The organism is Photobacterium makurazakiensis (genome assembly GCF_050336715.1).
GTDB classification, from domain to species: Bacteria; Pseudomonadota; Gammaproteobacteria; order Enterobacterales; family Vibrionaceae; genus Photobacterium; species Photobacterium makurazakiensis.
In genome coordinates, this window is record NZ_JAKJSJ010000033.1 from 30,577 (window position 1) to 52,525 (window position 21,949).

Consider the following 21,949-nt stretch of genomic DNA (forward strand, 5'->3'; position numbering starts at 1 on the left):
CTCTGTGAGTTTACAGCTCGGTTAGGTTGTTGATTTATGACTTGGGTTGAGTGGCTGGGGGGCCTTGGTGGTTGAAGGGGCCTGCTGAGCGAGTGTCAGGCCGACTAGAACCAACCCACCACCGATAAGGTGATATTGGCTTGGGTGCACTCCCAGCACCACAATGCTGATGCTGGCGGTAAACACCGGCACGAGGTTCATAAACAAGGTAGAGCGGGCGGCACCGATTCGCTCTACACCCTTGAGCCAGCACCATGGTGCCACAATCGATGCGGCGCAAGCGGCGAAGCCAATCATCGGCAAAGCGCTGCTGGAAATCGCAATTTTATCACTGCTTAGCAATAGTGGTAATTGCAGCACGGCACCAATGAATACTTGGCAATAGACCGCACACCATGGTGTCAGTGGCAGCTTCCAGCGATTGAGCAAGACCGAGTACAAGGCATAAGACAGGCTGGAGGCAAACATCAACAGATCTCCCTGTTTAAGCCCTTGGTTGAGTAACTGAGCGGGGTGTCCCTCGCTCAGCATATACACGAGGCCAGAAAACGAGACTATTGCGCCAATAAGTGCCTGTGGCCTGAGTTTATTGCCTAAGATCGGTACGGCGAGAAATAAACCAAACAGCGGCATCAGCGAGAGAAATATTGCAATATTCGTCGCGCTGGTGGTATAGGCTGCGTAATAGGCCAGGCTTTGGTTTAGCACCATCCCGAGCGAGGCTAATATGGTGAGTTTGGTCAGGTGTTGTTGGATCTTTTTGCGTTGTTGCCAAATCGTGCTAACGCAAAAAGGGGTCAGGATCAGTAGGGCAAAAAACCAGCGATAAAAGGCGATTGCGCCAGGTTCAATCGCGGTTGTCGCCATTTTGCTGACAACGGCATTTGCGGCCCAAATTGCTACTGCTGATATGGGAAAAACAAAGCCAGGAAAGTCCCGTAAGCTGAAGATTTTCATTCATTCCCCTTCCTTGAATATGTGATGCGAAGTGTTGTTTAACGTGTTGGTAAAACGTTTTATCAATGTGGGAGCCAGTTTTACATGAAGCCAGTTTTCTGGGTATGCCGAACCGGACAGCAGGTTGCCAGCATCAGACAAGCTAATGGGGAGCGATAGCCATGAATAAGAGTGAAGGGAGCTGATGACTCAAGCCCGACAATTTCTACCGCAGTTGGTTGAACAACTACCGACCTCGGTGTTTATCCACTATTTCGATATTGCTGCAGGGACGGAAACCTTGGCTCACCAGCATGAATGGGGACAGATCCACCTGATCAAATCGGGCGTGCTTGAAATGGAGGTGGCAGGGCGGAAAATGGTGTCGCCAGCAGGCTATGCGATATGGACCCCGCCCCGTGTTCAGCACAAAGCCTACAACCGTAGAGACATCGAGTATTGTGCCATTAATGTTTGCGTTAGCATGGTTGGTTGCCTGCCCGAGCATGCTTGTATGATCACATTAACGCCTCTGGTACAGGCTATTATCGATGATTTGATAGAGCGTCAGGTCGGAACCGTCGATGGTTATCACGATCAGTGCCTAACTGAAGTGCTGCTGGCTCGTTTAGCGACAGCTCATACATTGGATAACTTTTTACCGACAACGGCTGAGCGTTTAATACAGCCGATTTTACAGGCATTAGAGAATGACCCGGCAGATGAACGAACGCTGGCGGACTGGGCTAAGATTGTGTATTCCACCGAGCGTACATTGAATCGCCGTTTTCAGCGTGAGTTGAAAATGAATTTTAATGAGTGGCGTCAACGGCTGAAGGTTGTCCATGCTCTGCGGTTGCTCAAGCAAAGCAATGCAATAAATGAAGTTGCCTTTCAATTGGGCTATAGCCAGGCATCATCTTTCATTAAGATGTTTCGCCGCCAGATGGGAATGACACCAGAAGCATACCGTCAACAGCTATTGAGTTAGCGATATATAGCTCAAGATTTATAGATAAGAAAAAGGCTTACACAATGCTGTGTAAGCCTTAGAAAAATAGTAGCTTAAGCCGTTTTCAGGCTTAGTTCATGCCGTATTTTTTTAGTTTCTTGCGAAGAGTACCGCGGTTGATACCCATCATGGTAGCTGCGCGAGTTTGGTTACCGCGAGTGTACTGCATGATAGTATCCAGTAGTGGCTGCTCAACTTCAGCAAGCACTAGCTCGTACAGATCATCGACTTCCTGACCGTTTAACTGAGCCAGGTAGTTTTTTAGCGACGCTTTTACAGAGTCACGTAGTGGCTTCTGTGTGATTTGGTCTTGTGAAGTTACAGTTGTCACTGTTAATGCTTCGGAAGTCAGATTTTGTTCGAACATATTCTGTAAGCTCTTCTAGTATTTATGCAACGTTTTCGAAGTAGCCTTGCAGCGCATCGAGTTGCTGTTGGGCATCCTCGATAGCGTTGAAGGTCTGGCGGAAACCACCTGCTGGTGCGTGTTCTTTCAAGTACCAAGACACATGCTTACGAGCAATGCGTAAACCAAGATACTCACCGTAGAAACGGTGTAATTCATGAACATGACCCAGCATAATGCTACCAACTTCATCCATAGATGGCGCTGGTAGGTGTTCGCCAGTTGTTAAGTAGTGGTGGATTTCGTTAAAAATCCACGGACGACCTTGCGCAGGACGTCCAATCATCAAAGCATCGGCACCGGTGTAATCCAGTACAAAGCGGGCCTTTTCCGGTGAGTCGATATCACCATTCGCTATAACCGGAATCGAAATCGCTTCTTTCGCCGCTTTGATGTAATCGTATTCTGCCTCGCCTTTGTACATACAAGCTTTGGTTCTGCCATGCAGTGCCAGCGCTTGAATGCCACATTGTTCGGCTAGTTTGGCAATATCAACACAGTTTCGGTTATCAAGATCCCAACCTGTTCGCGTTTTCAGCGTAACAGGTACATCAACAGCATCTACCACGGTGCGAAGAATTTCTTCGATCAGTGCTGGGTGCTGTAGCAGGGCTGAGCCTGCTAGGCGTTTATTGACTTTCTTAGCCGGACAACCCATGTTGATATCGATGATTTGCGCACCGTTTTCAACACTAAATTGTGCAGCTTCAGCCATTAGCTTGGGATCTGCGCCTGCAATTTGCACCGAGCGGATCCCAGACTCGCCTTCGTGAACCATACGGTTCTGAGATTTGGCGGTTTTCCACAGGTCTGGATTCGACGACATCATCTCGCTCACAGCCATGCCTGCACCGTAGCGCAAGCATAATTCGCGAAATGGCCGATCGGTCACACCTGCCATGGGTGCGACTATCAGTTGGTTCTTAAGTTGATATGGACCGATCTTCAAACGTCTATTCCTGACTATGCCAGTAAGGGCGCGCATTTTACGCATTTTTTCTCTTCGTGAAAAGGCCAATAATTGAGCATTTCGTTTTTGAATTGCAAAACTGTACTTTTTTCAATCAATTGGCTAATTCATAAACAGAAAATTTCTGTTTTTAGGGGCTAAATTTACGCCTTGTTACCTGCGATACGGCACCAGTCTTCACGTACTGCTAGTGGGTCAAGCGTTAGCTCATCACTGTAGTATGTCGCGACATCTTCAGCCTGCGTTTCTAACACGCCAGAAATCGCTAATTGGCCACCGCCTTTCACTAGGCTTTTAATCACTGGCGAAAGTTCACGTAATGGCCCTGCAAGGATGTTGGCAACTACCACGTCAGCCTGAATGTTTTCAGGTTGGTTCTGTGGTAGGAATAGCTCTAGTTGATCTGCAACGCCATTACGCTCTGCGTTGTCGCGCGAGGCCAAAATGGCTTGTGGGTCAATGTCGATACCGATCACTTTCGCCGCGCCTAGTTTGATTGCAGCAATGGCTAAAATGCCAGAGCCACAACCGAAGTCGATTACGGTTTTACCGTTTAAGTCTTGTCCGTCTAGCCATTCAAGACACAATGATGTCGTTGGGTGTGTACCTGTACCGAAAGCCAACCCTGGGTCTAACATGACATTCACAGCGTCTGGCTCTGGCACTTCACGCCAGCTAGGACAGATCCATAGACGACGGCCGAAGCGCATAGGGTGGAAGTTTTCCATCCATTCACGTTCCCAGTCCTTGTCTTCGAGTTGCTCAACTTTATGAGCAAAGCCGTCAGCAATCAGCGGGCTATTTTTCAGCATCTCCAACACGAAATTCATATCGGTTTCAGCATCATATAGACCGATAACATCGGTATCACCCCAGAGGCGGGTTTCACCCGGCAGCGGCTCGAATACTGGGGTATCTTGGGCATCCAAGAAAGTCACTGATAAGGCACCAGTTTCTTCCATTAGCATGTCGCCAATAGCTTCAGCATTTTCAGCAGTTGCGTTCAGTTTAATTTGAATCCAAGGCATGGTTAGTTCGCTTTTTGGTTGACTACGGTTCAAGGGGGCGGAGTCTAGCATGATTTTTAGCCAGTATAAAAAAAGATAGCACTCTAAGGTGCTATCTTTTGGCTGAATAAATTTAAACGTGTTGCGGGGAAGGTAGCCGTACGGGTTTCGCTAGGCTACCGACGATGAACGTAACAAGTCCGATAGCCAATGTCGGCACAATGGCGTGAATACCACCGAGATCGGGTTTGATAACAGACAAGCCGATATAGCACAGTAAGCCACTGACCATGGAAGCAAGCGCACCTGTTGCTGAGGCTTTTTTCCAATATAGCCCAAGTACGAGCGGCCAGAGGAACACGGCCTGCATTCCACCGAAGGCCAACAAATTAAGCCAGATGATCATCTCTGGTGGGTTGGTGGCGGCGACAAACACCAGCATTGAGAAGATCCCTGTTACCCATAGCGAGAGTTTAGACAGCTTGGTGTCAGCGTTTGGCCCTTCTGCTGCTCTCGGGTTGATGTAGTTAAGGTACAGATCTTTGAGCAGGGTGGCAGAAGCCTGAATTAACTGTGAGTCGATCGTCGACATAATGGCAGCCATTGGACCAGCAAGAAAGATACCAGCAATGGCTGGCGGCAGTACCGTCATCATCAGGGTTGGCATGATTTGGTCTGGGCTAGCAATATCAGGCACGATAGCCCGCCCAAATGCACCTGCAAGGTGCATTCCCAGCATAAGGAAGGCAACCATAGCTGTACTTATTACCATGCCGCGATGGAGTGATTTAGTGGACTTATATGACATGCAGCGAACAGCTGCATGCGGCAAGCCTATAACACCAAAACAAACCAGCACCCAAAAACTGAGCATGAAGGGCTGGCTCAGGAAATTATCAGGGCCGTATGGGGTGATCAGCGCCGGATCAATCTGGTGGAGATCTTGGATCAACTCGCCGACGCCCCCACCGGCATGCACAATGCCGACTAGCAAGGCAATGGTGCCGATGATCATCATGACCCCCTGAACGGTATCGGTCATGACCACGGCACGGAAGCCACCAATCGTGGTGTATAAACCGACAGTTATGGCAAACAGCATTAAACCATGGGAGTAAGATAGCCCTGTTACGGTTTGTAGTAGGCGAGCGCCACCGACAAACTGCACCACCATCGTGCCGAAAAAGGCCAGTAGCAGCGCGAGGGAAGCAAAGATAACCACGGCTCGGTTTTTGTATCGAGCATACAGAATATCATTGAGGGTTAAGGCATTATGGCGCCTTGCCTCAATGGCAAATTTTTTGCCAAGTACCCCAAGAGTTAACCAGGCCGCGGGTAATTGGATCATGGCTAATAGCACCCAACCCAGTCCCATTTTATAGGCCGCGCCGGGGCCGCCTATGAATGAGCTGGCGCTGGCATATGTTGCAGCCAGTGTCATTGCCAGTACGAAGCCCCCCATGCTGCGGTTGCCGACGAGGTATTCATTGAGAAACCCATTGCCAGTGTTGCGATGGCGGCGGGTATAGATAGCAAGGGCGAATACTGCCATCAGATATAACACTAGTGGGATCAGCAGTTGGCTATTCATGGCTGTCCTCCGGTTCGATCTCTAGTGACATATCTTGATAGAGGTACTTCACCATTAAGCCGCAGAGTACGGTGAATAGAATCGGGCCAATAATACAGGCAAGAAAAAACCAGAGGGGGAAGCCCCAATAGAGGGTTGGTAGTGACTCCTCGGCGGCAGATGGCGCAAACATATAGGCAGAGAAATACCACCAAGCAAAATAGGCCAAAGCAAGGGCGATTGCCCACTTAGCCTCTTTATGAGCCTGGCGATAGCGCGCAGAAAGCGTTTTCATGGTGTCGTTTCCAGTGAACTTAAGCAATTGTGCGAGCAAGCAATTGATTTTGCATGCAACGCTGATTCTTCATACAAATAAGGGGGGATATTGTGGCAAAAGTTAGCTGGGAGTGCCAGATGCTAGGGGGTTTTGTCGGGCTTGATATAAAAATAGGCTGCCGAGGCAGCCTATTTATCTGAAAATAACGTCGCTTATTGTAAGCCGAGTTTCTTTTCTAGGTAGTGAATATTCGCACCACCGTGCTGGAAGTTTTCGTCAGCCATAATTTCTTGCTGAAGCGGTATGTTGGTTTTGATGCCATCAATGATCATCTCACCTAACGCGTTCTTCATACGAACAATAGCCACATCACGGTTTTCACCAAAGGTGATAAGTTTACCGATCATGGAATCGTAGTATGGTGGAACGGTATAGCCGCTGTAGATGTGTGATTCCCAACGAACACCCATACCACCTGCCGCATGGAAGCGCTCGATTTTACCTGGACAAGGTAAGAATCGCTCAGGATCTTCGGCGTTAATACGACACTCGACAGCGTGACCGCTGATCTTGATATCGTCTTGAGTGAAAGATAGCGGTTGGCCTGCTGCAATACGAAGTTGCTCTTTGATCAGGTCAACACCGGTTACCATTTCAGTCACTGGGTGTTCAACTTGAATACGGGTGTTCATTTCAATGAAGTAGAACTCGCCGTTTTCATATAGGAACTCAAACGTACCTGCGCCGCGGTAACCAATTTCAATACATGCTCGTGTACAACGCTCACCGATGTACTTACGCATTTCTTCAGTAATGCCTGGTGCTGGTGCTTCTTCAACCACTTTTTGGTGGCGACGTTGCATTGAACAGTCACGCTCGCCTAGGTGGATTGCGCCACCTTGGCCGTCAGCCAAAACTTGGACTTCAATATGACGAGGGTTTTCTAGGAATTTCTCCATGTAAACCATATCATTATTAAAGGCTGCTTTTGATTCGGCACGGGTCATCGCGATAGCTTCGATTAAGTCGCCTTCGTTACGAACAACACGCATACCACGACCACCACCGCCACCAGAGGCTTTGATGATCACAGGATAGCCAATACGCTTGGCAAAGGCTTTGTTTTTGCTTTCGTCGTCGTCAAGAGGGCCATCAGAGCCTGGTACACAAGGTACACCCGCTTTTTTCATCGACGAGATAGCCGCAACTTTATCACCCATGATACGGATGGTTTCAGCTTTTGGGCCAACGAAAATAAAACCAGAACGTTCAACCTGCTCAGCAAAATCAGCATTTTCTGATAAGAAGCCGTAGCCAGGGTGAATTGCAACAGCGCCTGTAATTTCAGCTGCGCTGATAATACGTGGGATGTTGAGGTAGCTTTCGGTACCTTTTGCTGGGCCAATACAGATTGACTCATCAGCAAGCAACACATGTTTTAGATCGCGGTCAGCTGTAGAGTGTACCGCAACGGTCTTGATACCTAGCTCTTTACACGCACGTAAAATACGCAGTGCAATTTCGCCTCGGTTAGCAATAACTAATTTATCTAACATAAAAAGCCCCGGTTACTCGATGATAACTAGCGGCTGGTCGAACTCGACTGCGTCACCGTCTTCAGCAAGGATAGCAACAACGGTACCGGCCTTGTCTGACTCAATTTGGTTCATCATTTTCATTGCTTCAACGATACATAGTGTATCGCCAACATTTACTGACTGACCCACTTCTACAAATGCTTTTGCTTCAGGGCTTGGAGCACGGTAGAAGCTACCTACCATTGGAGAAAGAACCTGATGGCCAGCAGGTGCTGCTGGAGCGGCAGGTGCTGACATTGCCGCTGGTGTTTCGGCTGGTGCAGCTACTGGTGCTGGTGCAGCAACAGGTGCAGGCGCATATTGTACTGGTGCTGCTGCAGGTGGTACGGCACGGCTGATGCGTACTGATTCTTCACCTTCTGAGATTTCAAGCTCAGCAATACCAGACTCTTCAACTAGCTCAATCAGTTTTTTGATCTTACGAATATCCATTTATCTTTCTCTTATAATGTTTATTTAGCGTCTGCTTGTAGGCGGCGAACCGCAGACTGCAGGGCGAATTCATAGCCGTCAGGGCCTAAGCCACAGATCACACCAACAGCCTTATCAGAAAGATAAGAGTGATGACGGAATGGCTCACGAGCGTGGACGTTAGATAGATGCACTTCAATAAACGGAATGCTGACCCCCAATAGGGCATCTCGGATCGCGACGCTGGTATGCGTAAACGCGGCCGGGTTGATAATGATGAAATCAACGTTGCCATAGGCATTGTGGATTGCATCGATCAGCGTATGTTCTGCGTTTGATTGGATGTGTTCTAGTTCCACACCTAGTTCAGTTGCTTTGGCAGTTAAATGCGTCACGATTTGGGCCAGAGACTGCTGGCCGTAATGTCCTGGCTCTCGTAAACCGAGTAGGTTTAGATTTGGGCCATTAATGAGTAATATGCGTTGAACGGTCGACATCTTGACGTTATATCACTTATTTTTGAGGTTTTACTCTAACAACATGCAGAAACCTGCAGCGTTGCTTCCGTGTGGTCCGTTTTTATCTGCCAAAACATGCTTGATGAGCAATTATAGAGAATTCACCGCAAATCGCAGCAAAATACTGGTCTAATCACCAATTTTAATATGAACACCTGTAGAAGGTGGTGGATTACAGAAAAAGTGACGAGCTGGCAATTACCCTACAATAATCAGCCTTTGAGTATGGTGGCTAGCTACTATGAAAGGATAAAAGCGGTCATATTTTTTTATTCTTAAAGGCATGGTTGGCAGTCATCATGACCTTTTTTCAGCTGTTTCGAACAGCCAGCACCGAATTTTGAGCGCTCTAGAGTGGAGCGGGTTTGATTCATTAAGGTGCAAAGTCATCATGCTTGAGCGATGCCGGTTAGACAATAGCAACCTAAACCCAAAGTGTAACTTTTAGCGGTTGATCAAAAAAGCCGTCTTACGACGGCTTTGAACACTCTAATATTTAATTAAAGTACTTTCTGTTTTTCGGCTATCAGTTTGTCGACCACGCTTGGATCGGCAAGGGTTGATGTATCACCTAGGGTTGCAGTGTCGCCCGTCGCAATTTTACGTAAGATTCGACGCATAATTTTTCCTGAACGAGTTTTTGGCAATGCTTCTGTCCAGTGTAAGAAGTCTGGTGTCGCAATCGGGCCAATTTCTTTGCGCACCCAATTTTTTACTTCTTTATGCAGCTCGGCACTTGGGATTTCACCATCATTGAGTGTGATGTATGCATAGATAGCCTGACCTTTAATATCGTGAGGTACACCAACAATAGCAGCTTCAGCAATTTTATCGAATGCGACAAGGGCTGACTCAATTTCGGCTGTCCCCATACGGTGACCTGATATATTCAGTACATCATCGACACGGCCAGTGATCCAGTAGTAGCCATCTTCATCACGGCGAGCACCGTCGCCAGTGAAATACATGCCTTGGAATGTTGAGAAGTAGGTTTGTTCAAAGCGTTCATGATCGCCCCATAGTGTACGCATCTGGCCAGGCCAAGAGTCGATCATCACTAAGTTGCCTTCTGTTGCTCCGTCTAAAATATTACCCATGTTATCAACGATGGCAGGTTGTACACCAAAGAATGGGCGAGTTGCTGAGCCAGGTTTCAATGCTGTCGCGCCAGGAAGCGGCGTGATTAAAATGCCTCCTGTTTCTGTTTGCCACCAAGTATCAACGATTGGACAGCGGCTATCACCAATAGTGCGGTGATACCATTCCCATGCTTCTGGGTTAATAGGTTCGCCAACCGACCCCATAACACGTAATGATGAGCGGCTCGTACCAGCAACGGCTTCGTCACCTTTGGCCATCAGCGCACGGATTGCGGTTGGAGCAGTATATAGGATGTTAACTTGGTGCTTATCCACCACTTCGCTCATTCGGCTCGTTGATGGGTAGTTTGGCACACCTTCAAATAGTAGGGTGGTTGCACCGTTTGCCAGTGGTCCGTAAACCAAGTAGCTGTGGCCGGTGATCCAACCCACATCGGCAGTACACCAGTACACCTCACCTTCTTGGTAATCAAAAACATGCTTGAATGTCATGGTCGCATAGACCAAATAACCACCAGTGGTATGCAGTACACCTTTAGGTTTACCGGTTGAACCTGAGGTATAAAGAATAAACAGAGGATCTTCTGCATTCATCGCTTCTGGTTCACAATGGCTTGAAGCGACGGCGGTAGCATCGTGCCACCAAACATCACGCTCGCTGTCCCATTCAACATTGCCACCTGTGCGCTTTAGTACCAGCACTTTTTCAATACTGGTAACGGCAGGGTTTGCTAAGGCATCATCGACGTTCTTTTTCAGAGGCACCGCGCGACCAGCACGTACGCCTTCGTCAGCGGTTACCACTACTTTGGCGTTAGAATCAATAATACGGCCTGCGAGTGCTTCTGGTGAGAAACCACCAAAGACGATGGTGTGAACGGCACCAATTCGGGTACAAGCCAGCATCGCGACTGCAGCTTCAGCAACCATCGGCATGTAAAGGCAAACAACATCGCCCTTACGTACGCCTTGGCTCTTAAGGGCATTGGCAAACTTACAAACTTGCTCATGAAGTTCGTTGTAGGTCAGTGTGGCATCATCGGTTGGGTCATCGCCTTCCCAAATAATCGCGGGTTGATCGCCTCGTGTTGCAAGATGGCGGTCAAGGCAGTTTGCTGAGACATTAAGTTCGCCGTCTTCAAACCAATTAATGTTGACATGCCCAGTATCGAAAGACGTGCTCTTTACTTTGGAAAACGGGGTGATCCAGTCGACAATTTGTCCATGCTCACGCCAGAACCCTTCTGGGTTAACCACTGATTGCTGATACATCTCGCGGTATTGCTCATCAGTAATGTGTGCGTTAGCGGCAATGTCCTGATTTACTGGATACACGTGAACTTCACTCATCCTATTCTCCTTGATGTTCCGTTTTTGTCCTTACTGGACCGGATTATTCTGTATGCAGGTTTATTTTGCTTGCGTAGTACTAACTTCCAATAGATCGAGGTCGGTCTCAATTAGACTTTAGGATGAGAGGGCGATAAAAATAGCCAAGTGGTTGTTGTTGCAGTGAAGTTTCAACCAAAAACTTGCACTTAACCATGGGTTTGGTACATGAACTACACAATGAAACGCTGTTGTTCGTAACATGAACGACAGCAAGTCTAGTTGTTTTTAACAAGTCCGAACGGATGGACTTGGCATGTCACCGTGCTTGAGCCGAACGTAAATCATTGCCGCGGTAATCGTATCTTGCAGTGCGTCATGGCGCGGAGGGACGGGTAAGTCGAGGTGGCGGCTGATCGCCTCAAGGCTTAAGTCGAAATAAGCATTGGGTAACTGACGTTCTAATTGTTCGTGATAAAGGTGGCTGACTTCGACCATTTTATTCGGCAGCGAAAAACCGTAATGGCGGCGGAAGTAGCGGTCGAGGATCGTTTTATCATAGCGGATGTGATAGCCCACCAACGGTCGGTTACCGATGAAATCGAGGAGTTTTTCTAACGCCTGCTCTTCGTTAAGGCCCTGATTGAGATCTTGATGACGAAGGCGGTGAATGGTGACGGATCCAGCATCTAAACTCGCCGGTGCGCGTAGTGTCAGGTGAATGGATTGGCTGGTAAGAATCCGATTTTCCTGTATACGGGTTGCTGCAATCGTGACTAATTCAGCGCTGTGTGGATCAAGGCTGGTGGTTTCGCAGTCGAGCGAAACAAGCTCTTCGCCTTTGTAACGATCAAAGAGGGGACGGTAAGGGCTGTACTTTAATTTATGCTGATACCACCAACGCTGTAAAATATTCATAACGGCTTCTGCCTTAAATGATGAGTAAGAAGGGCCTAGGGAATTGCTTAATCTCGAATTTGATAGTGATAGCCCAGCCACTCTTTAAATTTTTTGACGACATGCAGACTATGGCGAAGAAGATCGCGATCAGTACGGTTGAGGCGTTCGACTTTAATATGCTGCTGAAGGCCGCCTGATGGGTGATCAAGCTGCTGGCGCAGGCGTAACTTGATGAAGAGTTTGAGTGCTTCATTGAGGTTCGAAGCGGTACTTGGCTCGAGTACTTTATGTTCGACTAATTGTTCGATGCGCTCGAACGTATTGTTGTGATCGATGTTGTGTTCGAGAGCTAACGCTCGGCAGCCATGTACAATTGGAAATATGCCACCTTGTTTGATGTCTAACCCGTGTTTGCTGGCTTTGAGTTTGCCAAAGAGTGAAAGCGGTACGCTGAAGCGTAATACCGGTCGAGTGAACGTGGTGAGCAAGCGTTCTTGCGCGATCATTTGCTGGTGGAGTTGCTGTTTGATAGGAGTCAGTAATTCTCTATTACCTGCAACAGCGTAGCTGTCTGCTAGAATCGCCAACTCCATCATATCTGTTTCATTCCCCCGAGATATTAAGGCTTTAATTGTGTGTAACCACTCACTTTTATCTTTGACCCATTTCGGATTGTTGACCATGACATTACCTGGGCAAAGAGGATAGCCTAGTTTATTTAGGGTCTCGGTTAAGGCATGCATGGTCTGTGAGAGTGTGGGCCATTCAACACCATCGTCGAGGATCAAGGCGTTGTCTTGATCGGTTTTTAATATTTGCTCTCCCCGCCCTTCAGATCCCATGACCACGAAACAGCAATGATCGTGCATGACCTGCGGCACAATAAGCTGAAAGGCTTTTTCGATAATCTGCTCATTGACGGTCGCGATAAGCTCCATGACAAATCGAGTATGGATACCGTTATTGAATAATGTTTCGACCAATCGCGATTGGCTGCTTGCGGCCAGCGCCAGCTCTTCAATGGAGTTAGCGCGAGCGATGCGCAATGTTAATACATGGGAATGGGTGGAAAATAAGCTCAGAACTTGGGTTAAATCGAGCATGCCGACGATATTACCTTCATCGAGTACCGACACCCGCTTAATTTTGTGGCGGGTCATGGCGAGCATGGCATTGAACAGGAAGTCCCCTTTATTAACGCTGATCACCGGCGCGGTTGCAACTTGCCCGACATCGGTTGAGGGAGGGAGATTATCGAGCATAGTGGCATGGAGTAAATTCGTTCGGGTGACAATGCCATAAGGGTGCTCGTCATCGGCTTCCACTAGCGCAGCGTCCATACCCATGTCTTGTAATTGCTCGGTAACGGCTCGCAGTGAGGTATTTCGTGGCAATGTGAGGCAGGGTTGAATACTGTCATCGTCGACTTTGGTGAGAATAAACTCAGCCAAATTTTGTTGGCGATGCGCCTCCTCTAATAATTGTTGGCGGCGAGCAAGGTTACTCTCAAAATAGGCGGCAAATTGACCATTGTTCTGGTATAGCGTATTGAAGACCTCTCTGGGTAGCAGATAGCACAGTGTATCTTCTAGTGCGGTATAGCGGTGGCGGAATTGTGGCTCAAGCATCGCTCGTACATCAAACATGTCATCAGCGGTATAGTGGGCATAAACTTCGCCATCATCTTTAGCGGCACTTTCTTCGACACTGCCTTTAATGATGATAAATAACTGATGGCATGGTGAATTCGCCTCTATCAAGGTATCGCCCTGACGAAAATAAGCGACATCCAATGATCCCACTAGGGTTTGAAGCTGAGTGGGACTCAGGCGATCAAAAGGGGGCAGCGAGGTGTCGAAGGTCTCTGACATGATGCTCTCCTGAGTACAATAGAGGGGGTTATTGAGTCATGACAGTTTCCGCTGGTTATTATCAAAGCTCCAGACGACTTTAGTCTATGCCACATATTTAGATGAAAGGATCTAATGCTGACTGCCGACGGTTATAAGGGGTCATAAGGGGTATTGGCTGATTAATTCATTGGGGCTGTGCTGACTTATAGGCATAATAGGCGCAATTATTTTCTTCGCTTAATAGGACAAGGCATGTTTCGTAGTAGCCCCTATGGATGGACGTCGCAATATCTGTTTGGTTTTTTCTTTAATTACGGTGTTTATCTGCCATTTTGGGCACTTTGGTTTGCCCATTTAGAGGTTAGCGCCTCTAATATTGGTTTGCTACTTGGCTTAGGGCTCGGTGTTCGCTGTTTAGCGAATCTTGTGATCACGCCTCGCATTCACAAAGTGGAGTATTTAATCCCAGCGCTACGTTGGTTTGGGGCCGCTGCGCTTATTAGCTGCATTGCTTATATTTACTGTGGCGGCAGCCTGTGGGCATTGGCTGCCATGACGGTGATCTACAACATGATGGTTGGGCCGATTGTGCCCCTGTCAGATGCATTAGCCAATCATTATGCCAAGGAAGGGCATTTAGACTATGGTCGAACGCGGTTGTGGGGGTCGGTTGCGTTTATTGCGGGTTCGACCGTGGTGGGTCTATTGGCTGCAAAATATAGCCCAGAGGTGATCCCGTGGGTTGCCGCGGCAGGTTTGGTGGTCGCGCTTGTCTTTGCCATGCGTGCTCCAACAACATGGCCTATTTCTGAACCAGGCAGCCATGATCAACCCCGTCCAGCACTGATGACGATTTTACGTGACCCTAAAGTGATCCGCTTTTTGTCGATAATTGCCTTGCTACAAGGTAGTCATGCCGCTTATTACAGTTTTAGTGCGATTTACTGGAAGGAAGTGGGTTATGGCGAAGATATTATTGGCTACCTATGGAGCTTCAGTGTTGTGGCTGAGGTTGCCGTGTTTGCCCTGAGCGCGCGATTATTTGCCGGTTGGAGTGTCGGTGGCATGTTTCGTCTAGCTGCCGTCGGCGTGTTGGTTCGCTGGGGGATCACGGCTAGCATGGTTGACCTACCGATGCTGTTTGCTTCTCAAGCATTACATGGCGTCACATTTGCAGCGGCACATTTGGCGACTATCCGTTATATCCAGAATGTGCCAAGTAACCAAATGGTTGCCCTTCAAGCGCTGTATAATGCCCTGCCAATGGGTGCATTCATGGCGTTAATGACGGCATTAAGTGGTTGGTTATACGGCATGTGGGGAGCCAATATCTTCTGGTTGATGGCATTGATGGGCGTACCTGCGTTATTAATGAAAATCGAAGCGGCCCCTCGCCGTCGTATCGTAAAAGAAAACTAATATCTGAATGGCTGCCCAGAGCAGCCAGCAAGAAGTGTGATCCCTCTTGTTGGTGAGTGTCAGTGGTTTCGTTACACTGGTGCTCACAAAACATTTACTAGGGATTAACAATGGCACAGGGATGGATCGTCGTGCCGGTTTCACTGGCCTATCTTGGACTGTTGTTTTTTATCGCGTGGTACGGAGATAAAAAAACACAGTGGATGGCAAGGTGGCGACCGTGGATTTACAGCCTTTCAATTGCAGTATACTGCACCTCTTGGACCTTTTACGGCACCGTCGGCCAGGCAAGTCGAGATATTTGGTCGTTTCTCCCTATCTATATTGCGCCTATTATCGTCTTCACTTTTGGTTGGCGTATTCTTGCTCGGCTGATCTTGATTGCAAAACGTGAGCATATTACCTCGATTGCCGATTTTATTGCTGCACGCTATGGTAAGTCTCAAGGGTTAGCGGTACTGGTAACTCTGATTGCTGTCGTGGGTATATTACCTTATATCGCGCTGCAATTACGTGGTATTACCATGGGATTGGAGTTGATCGCACCCAGTTTAGGACAAACTGGTGAAGGCACCAATGCGGTCGAAAAAACCGATATTGCATGGATAGTTACCCTATCGTTAGCGGCTTTTACGGTGCTATTTGGTACGCGCCATATCGATACGACCGAGCATCATCGAGGCATGATGATGGCTGTGGCGTTTGAGTCTTTGGTTAAGCTCGCTGCATTTTTGGTGGTCGGGGTATTTGCTGTCAGCTTATTGATGGATGTACCAAACCTTAACGTGGTGAGCAAAGAGTTACTGCAACCAGCTCTTCCTAATACCGGTAGTTTGTTGATCCATACCTTGTTAACCATGGCGGCTATTATTTGTTTGCCGCGTCAGTTCCATACCATCGTGGTTGAAAATAACAGGCCGCAGGATCTGCATAAAGCCCGCTGGGTGTTCCCGTTATATTTGGTATTAATGGGCATATTTGTGGTGCCATTGGCCATGGCAGGGCAAGCACTGCTGCCTCATATTTCCGCTGATACCTATGTGATTAACCTGCCTCTGTTGCAAGGTGCTGATAGCATCGCGCTACTGGCCTTTGTCGGGGGGACATCCGCCGCCAGTGGTATGGTGATAGTCTCGACCATTGCATTGGCGATTATGGTGTCGAATGACTTGGTATTACCATTATTGCTGCGTCGGTTACGTGTCTCTGGACGTAATTTTAACGCCTTTTCTGGCATTCTTTTAAATATACGCCGTGCGCTTATTTTATTGTTATTGTTGGCGGCTTGGGGCTTTTATCAGGTTCTGGGTAATATTCCCTCGCTGTCTGCAATTGGTCTGCTTTCTTTTGCGGCAATCGCCCAATTTTCACCGGCATTACTGGGGGGGATTTATTGGCGAGAAGGAAACCGTAATGGTGTCTATGCGGGGTTACTTGGCGGGGCCAGTATTTGGATTGTGACCATGATGGGGCAAACCAATATGTTGGCTGGCACGGCAGAAAGTAACCTATTACTTTGGTTACTCACCCCACCTGCGTGGCCGATCTTGCATGATCTAACGGCGGTTGATTGGGGGATGCTACTCAGTATGATGGTCAATATATCTCTCTATGTTAGTGTATCCTTACTTACCCGATCATCCCTGACAGAGCGCTTGCAAGCCGCTTCTTTTGTTGGCGCGCCATTACCTGAAACTGAAGATGCAAGCCTGTATCAAACCCGTGTGACAGTGGCAGAGCTGGAAATGTTAGCAGCCCGTTTTGTCGGCCGAAAGCGAGTACGGTATGCGTTCAGTCAATATGCCGAGCAGCAGCATAAGGTGACCGAACCGCACCAGCAGGCACCCGCCAGTTTGATCCGTCATACCGAGCGGGTATTAGCTGGGGTATTTGGCGCATCGTCAGCAAGGCTGGTGTTAACGTCAGCATTGCAAGGACGTAATATGCAGCTTGAGGAGGTGGCAACGATTGTTGATGAAGCCTCTGAATTGTTTGATTTCAGCCGAGGGTTGTTGCAAGGGGCGATAGAGCATATTAGCCAAGGTATTGCAGTGGTTGATAAGCAGTTAAGGCTGGTGGCATGGAACCAGCGTTATCTTGAACTATTTACGTTTCCAGCTGGGTTGATCCAAGTCGGACGACCCATTGCCGATGTGATACGCCATAATGCCCAGTTAGGGTTATGCGGCCCTGGCGATCCCGAGGCGCATGTCGCTAAGCGGGTTGAACACTTGTTGCGAGGTACGGCACATACTTCGTCGCGGATCCGTCAGGATGGACGGGTTATCGAAGTGCAAGGTAACCCTATGCCTGGTGGGGGCTTTGTCATGAGCTTCACCGATATTACCGAGTTTCGCAATGCTGAGCAGGCATTAAAAGAGGCCAATGAAACGTTAGAAGTTCGGGTTAGAAAGCGTACTCGAGAGCTTGAGCAACTTAACCGACAGTTGGTGAGTGCGACCCAGCACGCTGAACAGCAAGCGCACTCTAAAGGACGATTTTTAGCAGCGGTCAGCCATGACTTGATGCAGCCACTAAATGCCGCCCGGCTATTCTCATCTTCCCTATCTGAAGTTACTCAAGACGAAGAAAGTGCCAAGTTAGCCCAGCACATTGAAAGTGCATTAGGTGCCGCTGAAGATTTGATCGGTGATTTATTGGATGTATCACGATTAGAAGCGGGTAAGCTACAAGTGAATGTGCACCCTTTTAAAGTGAGTGAAGTGCTAAATACGCTAGGGGCCGAATTTGGGGCGCTAGCTCGCCAGCAAGGAATCATGTTTGAAGTGGTACACAGTGATGCGGTGATAGTGTCAGATCCCAAGCTGCTACGCCGAGCATTACAAAACTTTCTGACTAATGCTTTCCGTTATAACCCGCAGGGCAAGGTGGTATTGGGGGTGAGGCGTAAAGGTGAGCAACTACAGATTGAAGTTTGGGATAATGGCCCAGGTATACCGGAATCCAAACAGGCGCACATCTTTGATGAATTCACCCGCATAGAACGCAGCGGGTTGGATCATGGTTTAGGTCTTGGGTTAGCGATTGCCCGTGGGATCAGCCGAGTGCTTGACCATCATTTATCGCTGCGCTCCTGGCCTGATCAAGGTACCGTGTTTGAGTTAGGCGTAAAGCGTGGCGTACTTCGGCCTTCAGTATTAACGGGCCCAGAGGTTGAATGCAAGGTGGCGCCACTCGCTGGGCTGAAGGTACTGTGTGTTGATAATGAGCCTGACATTTTATTAGGAATGGAAACTTTGCTGTCGCGCTGGGGGTGTGAGATCCGGTTGGCAGAATCGGTTGTTGGTGCAATAAAGCAACTTGATGATGGCTGGCGTCCTGACTTTGTGCTCAGTGATTATCACCTTGCCAATGAGCAAACGGGCTTACAGGTACTTCAGCAATGTAGCTTGCGGCTTGGTAATACATTTAGAGGGGCGGTGATCAGTGCCGACCGCACCGCTGAAACTCGGAAAATGATCACCGGTCATGGTTTTGTTTTTATTAGTAAACCCGTTAAGCCGTTAAAGCTTAGAACGCTACTAAACCAGCATGAGTTAAGTAAAGTTTAAGGGTTATGGTAGATATAAAAAAACGGAGCGAATGCTCCGTTTTTTATGGGTATCTCTCTGAACAACGGAGTAACTCGTTAGCCAGAGGTTGACCGATTAGTGGTCGTGGGCTTCACCCGCACCTTTCGGATAACGGATAGACTCAACCATGTTTTGTACATCTTTTGGTACTTCAGCTGTGAATTTGTTTACCACAATTGACACGACGAAGTTTAGACACATACCCAGAGTACCGATGCCTTCAGGGCTGATACCAAACCACCAGTTTTCAGGGGTGCTTGCTGCTGGGTTAATGAACTTGAAGTAAATAATATAGCTCGCCGTGAAAGCAATACCCGTTAGCATACCTGCGATTGCCCCTTCCTTATTCATCTTCTTGTAGAAGATACCTAGGATGATGGCTGGGAAGAAGGATGCAGCGGCTAAGCCGAAGGCAAAAGCAACGACCTGTGCAACGAAGCCTGGAGGGTTAATACCCAGATAACCAGCACCGATAATCGCGACCATAGCAGCTAAACGTGCGGCCAATAGCTCTTGTTTGTCTGTCATGTTTGGTCTGAAGCCTTTCTTCAGTAAATCATGAGAGATAGATGTTGAGATGACCAGTAGTAAGCCTGCTGCCGTCGAGAGTGCTGCGGCGAGGCCACCAGCGGCAAGCAATGCGACAACCCAGTTTGGTAACTTCGCCAGCTCAGGCGATGCCAGTACGATAATGTCGCGGTTGATTGTCATTTCGTTACGTTCATCGCCGGAATAGAACATCTTGCCGTCGCCGTTCTTGTCTTCCCAGCTAACGAGACCTGTGCTTTCCCAGTTCTGGTACCAGCTTGGGGCTTCAGCGGCTGGAACACCTTGCATGTCAGGGCCGTTGATGGTCTCAATCATATTTACACGGGCAAAGGCGGCAACACCTGGTGCTGTTGTGTAAAGCAATGAGATGAATAGTAGTGCCCAACCTGCTGAGATACGAGCATCACGCACTTTTGGTACGGTGAAGAAGCGGATGATTACGTGTGGTAAGCCAGCTGTACCTACCATGAGTGCTGCACAAATAAAGAATACATCGACGGTGCTCTTATTGCCTTCGGTGTAGGCGGTAAAACCGAGCTCTTCCGTTAAGCCGTCCAATTTATCCAGTAGATAAACATCTGTACCTGAGATAGTCGAACCCATGCCAATTTGTGGAAGAGGGTTGCCTGTCATCATGATAGAAGTGAAGATTGCTGGCACAAGGAAAGCGAAGATGAGAACACAGAATTGAGCGACCTGCGTATAAGTGATGCCTTTCATACCACCAAGCACGGCATAGAAGAACACAATACCCATACCAATGATGATACCAAGGTTAATGTCGACTTCTAGGAAGCGGGAGAATACCACACCCACACCACGCATTTGGCCTGCAACATAGGTAAAAGAAACAAAGATGGCACAGAAGACAGCAACCATACGTGCAGTTTTAGAGTAGTAACGTTCACCGATGAAATCTGGCACGGTAAATTGGCCAAACTTTCGAAGGTAAGGTGCTAGACAGAGTGCCAGTAGGACATAACCACCAGTCCAACCCATAAGGTAAACCGCACCGTCGTAACCAACAAATGAGATGATACCTGCCATTGAGATAAATGATGCGGCTGACATCCAGTCAGCAGCCGTTGCCATACCGTTGGCAACAGGGTGTACACCGCCGCCCGCTACATAAAATTCACTGGTTGAGCCAGCACGAGCCCAGATAGCGATGCCAATATATACTGCAAAAGTAATACCGACGAGAATAAACGTCCAAGTTTGAATATCCATGTTCTAACCTCTAGTCTTCCTGTACGTTGTATTTTTTGTCGAGCGCATTCATGCGCACTACGTAAATAAATATCAGCGCCACGAAGGTATAAATCGAGCCTTGCTGAGCGAACCAAAACCCTAGCTTAAAACCGCCAAATTGAATGGTATTGAGGGCATCAACAAATAAGATGCCAGCGCCGTAAGACACTACAAACCAGACTGTGAGTAGTGTTCCCATAATGCCCAAGTTTTCCTTCCAGTAGGCTTGAGCATGTTCTGTGGATTCGAACGCCATTGTTATCTCCTTTCACGTCGTCACAAGCGTGTTAATGAAATGTTACATAACAACGATAGCAATGATTGATAAAGGAAACAGTGCAACTTTAGTCGAGCGAAAAACGCAAAAATCGCCGTAATGACGGCGATTCTGTGAAGTTTGCTGGTTTCTTTTGATGTTATGGAGTTGTTGCGTTAGCCGAAGGTCTAAGGCGGGATACAAATAATTTTACTTTACGGTGTAAGATCCATTTGCTGCAAAAGAATAACGGCCTGGGTACGGTTTTTTACATTGAGTTTGCGGAAAATCGCCGTCATATGCGCTTTGATGGTAGCTTCCGATACATTGAGTTCGTAGGCAATTTGTTTGTTGAGCAAGCCATCTGAGAGCATGCTCAATACTTTATATTGCTGAGGGGTTAACGCTGCAATACGTTCATTCAGGTCGTTGTATTCCTCGTTATCTTCGCCAAGCCCTTCGGGGAATACAGGTTCGCCATCAAGCACTTGATTGAGTGAACCAATCAGTGCCCGCATATCGCTGGATTTTGGAATAAAACCAAATGCCCCATGGCGCCTAACTTGTCGGACTACATTGGATTCTTCACTGGCTGAAATCACCACTACAGGAAGATCGGGGTGTTGATTACGGAGCTGGATCAATCCCGACATGCCATTGGCTCCTGGCATTTTGAGGTCGAGGAGTAACAAGTCAACATCTGGCTCTTTATCGAGCAGGGAGAGTAGGCTGTCGAGCGAATCGGCTTCCAGTAAATTCGCGCCGCTTATTGCCATATGCACTGATTGAAATAGGGCATTGCGAAATAGCGGATGATCATCGGCAATAACGATAGTGTACTGAGCGTCCATGGCAGTCACTTTTGGTGGTTTTTAACTACGCTATCATTGGATATTGCCTAGATCAATTTGTTAACACCTAAGATCTGAGCTGGATCGGCTCTAAGCGAGACAAATTCAGCGATTAGTTCAATAAGTGTGATTAAGAGGTTGTT

18 protein-coding genes are annotated in these 21,949 nt (G+C 48.0%); 3 read left to right on the forward strand and 15 right to left on the reverse strand.

All coding sequences use genetic code 11. The features are described 5' to 3' along the window. Positions 1–21: 21 nt before the first annotated feature. A complete protein-coding gene (locus L4D09_RS15635; protein ID WP_428458446.1) occupies positions 22–957 on the reverse strand; it encodes a DMT family transporter in 936 nt (311 codons plus the stop codon). Positions 958–1,141: 184 nt separating this feature from the next. On the opposite strand from L4D09_RS15635, the gene L4D09_RS15640 reads away from it, so the two are divergent. Further along, positions 1,142–1,927 (forward strand): helix-turn-helix domain-containing protein, encoded by a 786-nt coding sequence (locus L4D09_RS15640; protein ID WP_428458447.1) that lies wholly within the window; start codon positions 1,142–1,144, stop codon positions 1,925–1,927. Positions 1,928–2,018: 91 nt separating this feature from the next. On the opposite strand, the gene fis is transcribed toward L4D09_RS15640, so the two are convergent. The 11 genes from fis to L4D09_RS15695 all read right to left on the reverse strand — a co-directional run bounded on the left by fis (position 2,019) and on the right by L4D09_RS15695 (position 13,905). Then, a complete protein-coding gene (gene fis / locus L4D09_RS15645; RefSeq protein WP_005372656.1) occupies positions 2,019–2,315 on the reverse strand; it encodes a DNA-binding transcriptional regulator Fis in 297 nt (98 codons plus the stop codon). A 22-nt stretch (positions 2,316–2,337) separates the two neighbouring features. After that, positions 2,338–3,303 carry a tRNA dihydrouridine synthase DusB gene (gene dusB, locus L4D09_RS15650; RefSeq protein ID WP_428458482.1) on the reverse strand — a complete coding sequence of 322 codons (966 nt, stop codon included), beginning with the start codon at positions 3,301–3,303 and terminating at the stop codon, positions 2,338–2,340. Positions 3,304–3,467: 164 nt separating this feature from the next. Next, the gene (gene prmA, locus L4D09_RS15655) at positions 3,468–4,352 is read right to left on the reverse strand and encodes a 50S ribosomal protein L11 methyltransferase (protein ID WP_428458483.1); all 885 of its coding nucleotides are present in this window, start codon (positions 4,350–4,352) and stop codon (positions 3,468–3,470) included. Between the two features lie 112 nt (positions 4,353–4,464). Then, positions 4,465–5,922: a sodium/pantothenate symporter gene (gene panF, locus L4D09_RS15660; RefSeq protein WP_428458448.1), complete on the reverse strand. Its 1,458-nt coding sequence runs from the start codon at positions 5,920–5,922 to the stop codon at positions 4,465–4,467. Continuing rightward, positions 5,915–6,196 carry a YhdT family protein gene (locus L4D09_RS15665; RefSeq protein ID WP_428458449.1) on the reverse strand — a complete coding sequence of 94 codons (282 nt, stop codon included), beginning with the start codon at positions 6,194–6,196 and terminating at the stop codon, positions 5,915–5,917. Before L4D09_RS15665 ends, panF begins: the two co-directional genes overlap by 8 nt. A gap of 194 nt (positions 6,197–6,390) precedes the next feature. Then, on the reverse strand, positions 6,391–7,734 hold the full coding sequence (gene accC, locus L4D09_RS15670) for an acetyl-CoA carboxylase biotin carboxylase subunit (protein WP_428458450.1): 1,344 nt from the start codon (positions 7,732–7,734) through the stop codon (positions 6,391–6,393). Between the two features lie 12 nt (positions 7,735–7,746). Further along, positions 7,747–8,208, reverse strand: coding sequence for an acetyl-CoA carboxylase biotin carboxyl carrier protein (gene accB, locus L4D09_RS15675; RefSeq protein ID WP_428458451.1), 462 nt, complete (start codon positions 8,206–8,208; stop codon positions 7,747–7,749). A 20-nt stretch (positions 8,209–8,228) separates the two neighbouring features. Next, positions 8,229–8,684, reverse strand: coding sequence for a type II 3-dehydroquinate dehydratase (aroQ, locus tag L4D09_RS15680; RefSeq protein WP_428458452.1), 456 nt, complete (start codon positions 8,682–8,684; stop codon positions 8,229–8,231). 521 nt (positions 8,685–9,205) lie between these two features. Continuing rightward, the gene (gene acs, locus L4D09_RS15685) at positions 9,206–11,155 is read right to left on the reverse strand and encodes an acetate--CoA ligase (RefSeq protein WP_428458453.1); all 1,950 of its coding nucleotides are present in this window, start codon (positions 11,153–11,155) and stop codon (positions 9,206–9,208) included. Between the two features lie 267 nt (positions 11,156–11,422). Then, on the reverse strand, positions 11,423–12,052 hold the full coding sequence (locus L4D09_RS15690; protein ID WP_428458484.1) for a 3'-5' exonuclease: 630 nt from the start codon (positions 12,050–12,052) through the stop codon (positions 11,423–11,425). Between the two features lie 47 nt (positions 12,053–12,099). Continuing rightward, positions 12,100–13,905: a putative nucleotidyltransferase substrate binding domain-containing protein gene (locus L4D09_RS15695; protein WP_428458454.1), complete on the reverse strand. Its 1,806-nt coding sequence runs from the start codon at positions 13,903–13,905 to the stop codon at positions 12,100–12,102. 234 nt (positions 13,906–14,139) lie between these two features. Between L4D09_RS15695 and L4D09_RS15700 the strand changes: the two genes are divergently transcribed. Further along, positions 14,140–15,306, forward strand: a complete 1,167-nt coding sequence (locus tag L4D09_RS15700; protein WP_428458455.1) for a 3-phenylpropionate MFS transporter — start codon at positions 14,140–14,142, stop codon at positions 15,304–15,306. 110 nt (positions 15,307–15,416) lie between these two features. Continuing rightward, positions 15,417–18,878, forward strand: a complete 3,462-nt coding sequence (locus L4D09_RS15705) for a PAS domain-containing hybrid sensor histidine kinase/response regulator (RefSeq protein ID WP_428458456.1) — start codon at positions 15,417–15,419, stop codon at positions 18,876–18,878. Positions 18,879–18,974: 96 nt separating this feature from the next. On the opposite strand, the gene L4D09_RS15710 is transcribed toward L4D09_RS15705, so the two are convergent. The 3 genes from L4D09_RS15710 to L4D09_RS15720 form a co-directional block, all read right to left on the reverse strand. Further along, a complete protein-coding gene (locus L4D09_RS15710; protein WP_428458457.1) occupies positions 18,975–20,678 on the reverse strand; it encodes a sodium:solute symporter family protein in 1,704 nt (567 codons plus the stop codon). A 10-nt stretch (positions 20,679–20,688) separates the two neighbouring features. Next, positions 20,689–20,955, reverse strand: coding sequence for a DUF4212 domain-containing protein (locus L4D09_RS15715; protein WP_428458458.1), 267 nt, complete (start codon positions 20,953–20,955; stop codon positions 20,689–20,691). Between the two features lie 215 nt (positions 20,956–21,170). Further along, positions 21,171–21,806, reverse strand: a complete 636-nt coding sequence (locus tag L4D09_RS15720) for a response regulator transcription factor (RefSeq protein WP_428458459.1) — start codon at positions 21,804–21,806, stop codon at positions 21,171–21,173. Between the last annotated feature and the right edge of the window lie 143 nt (positions 21,807–21,949).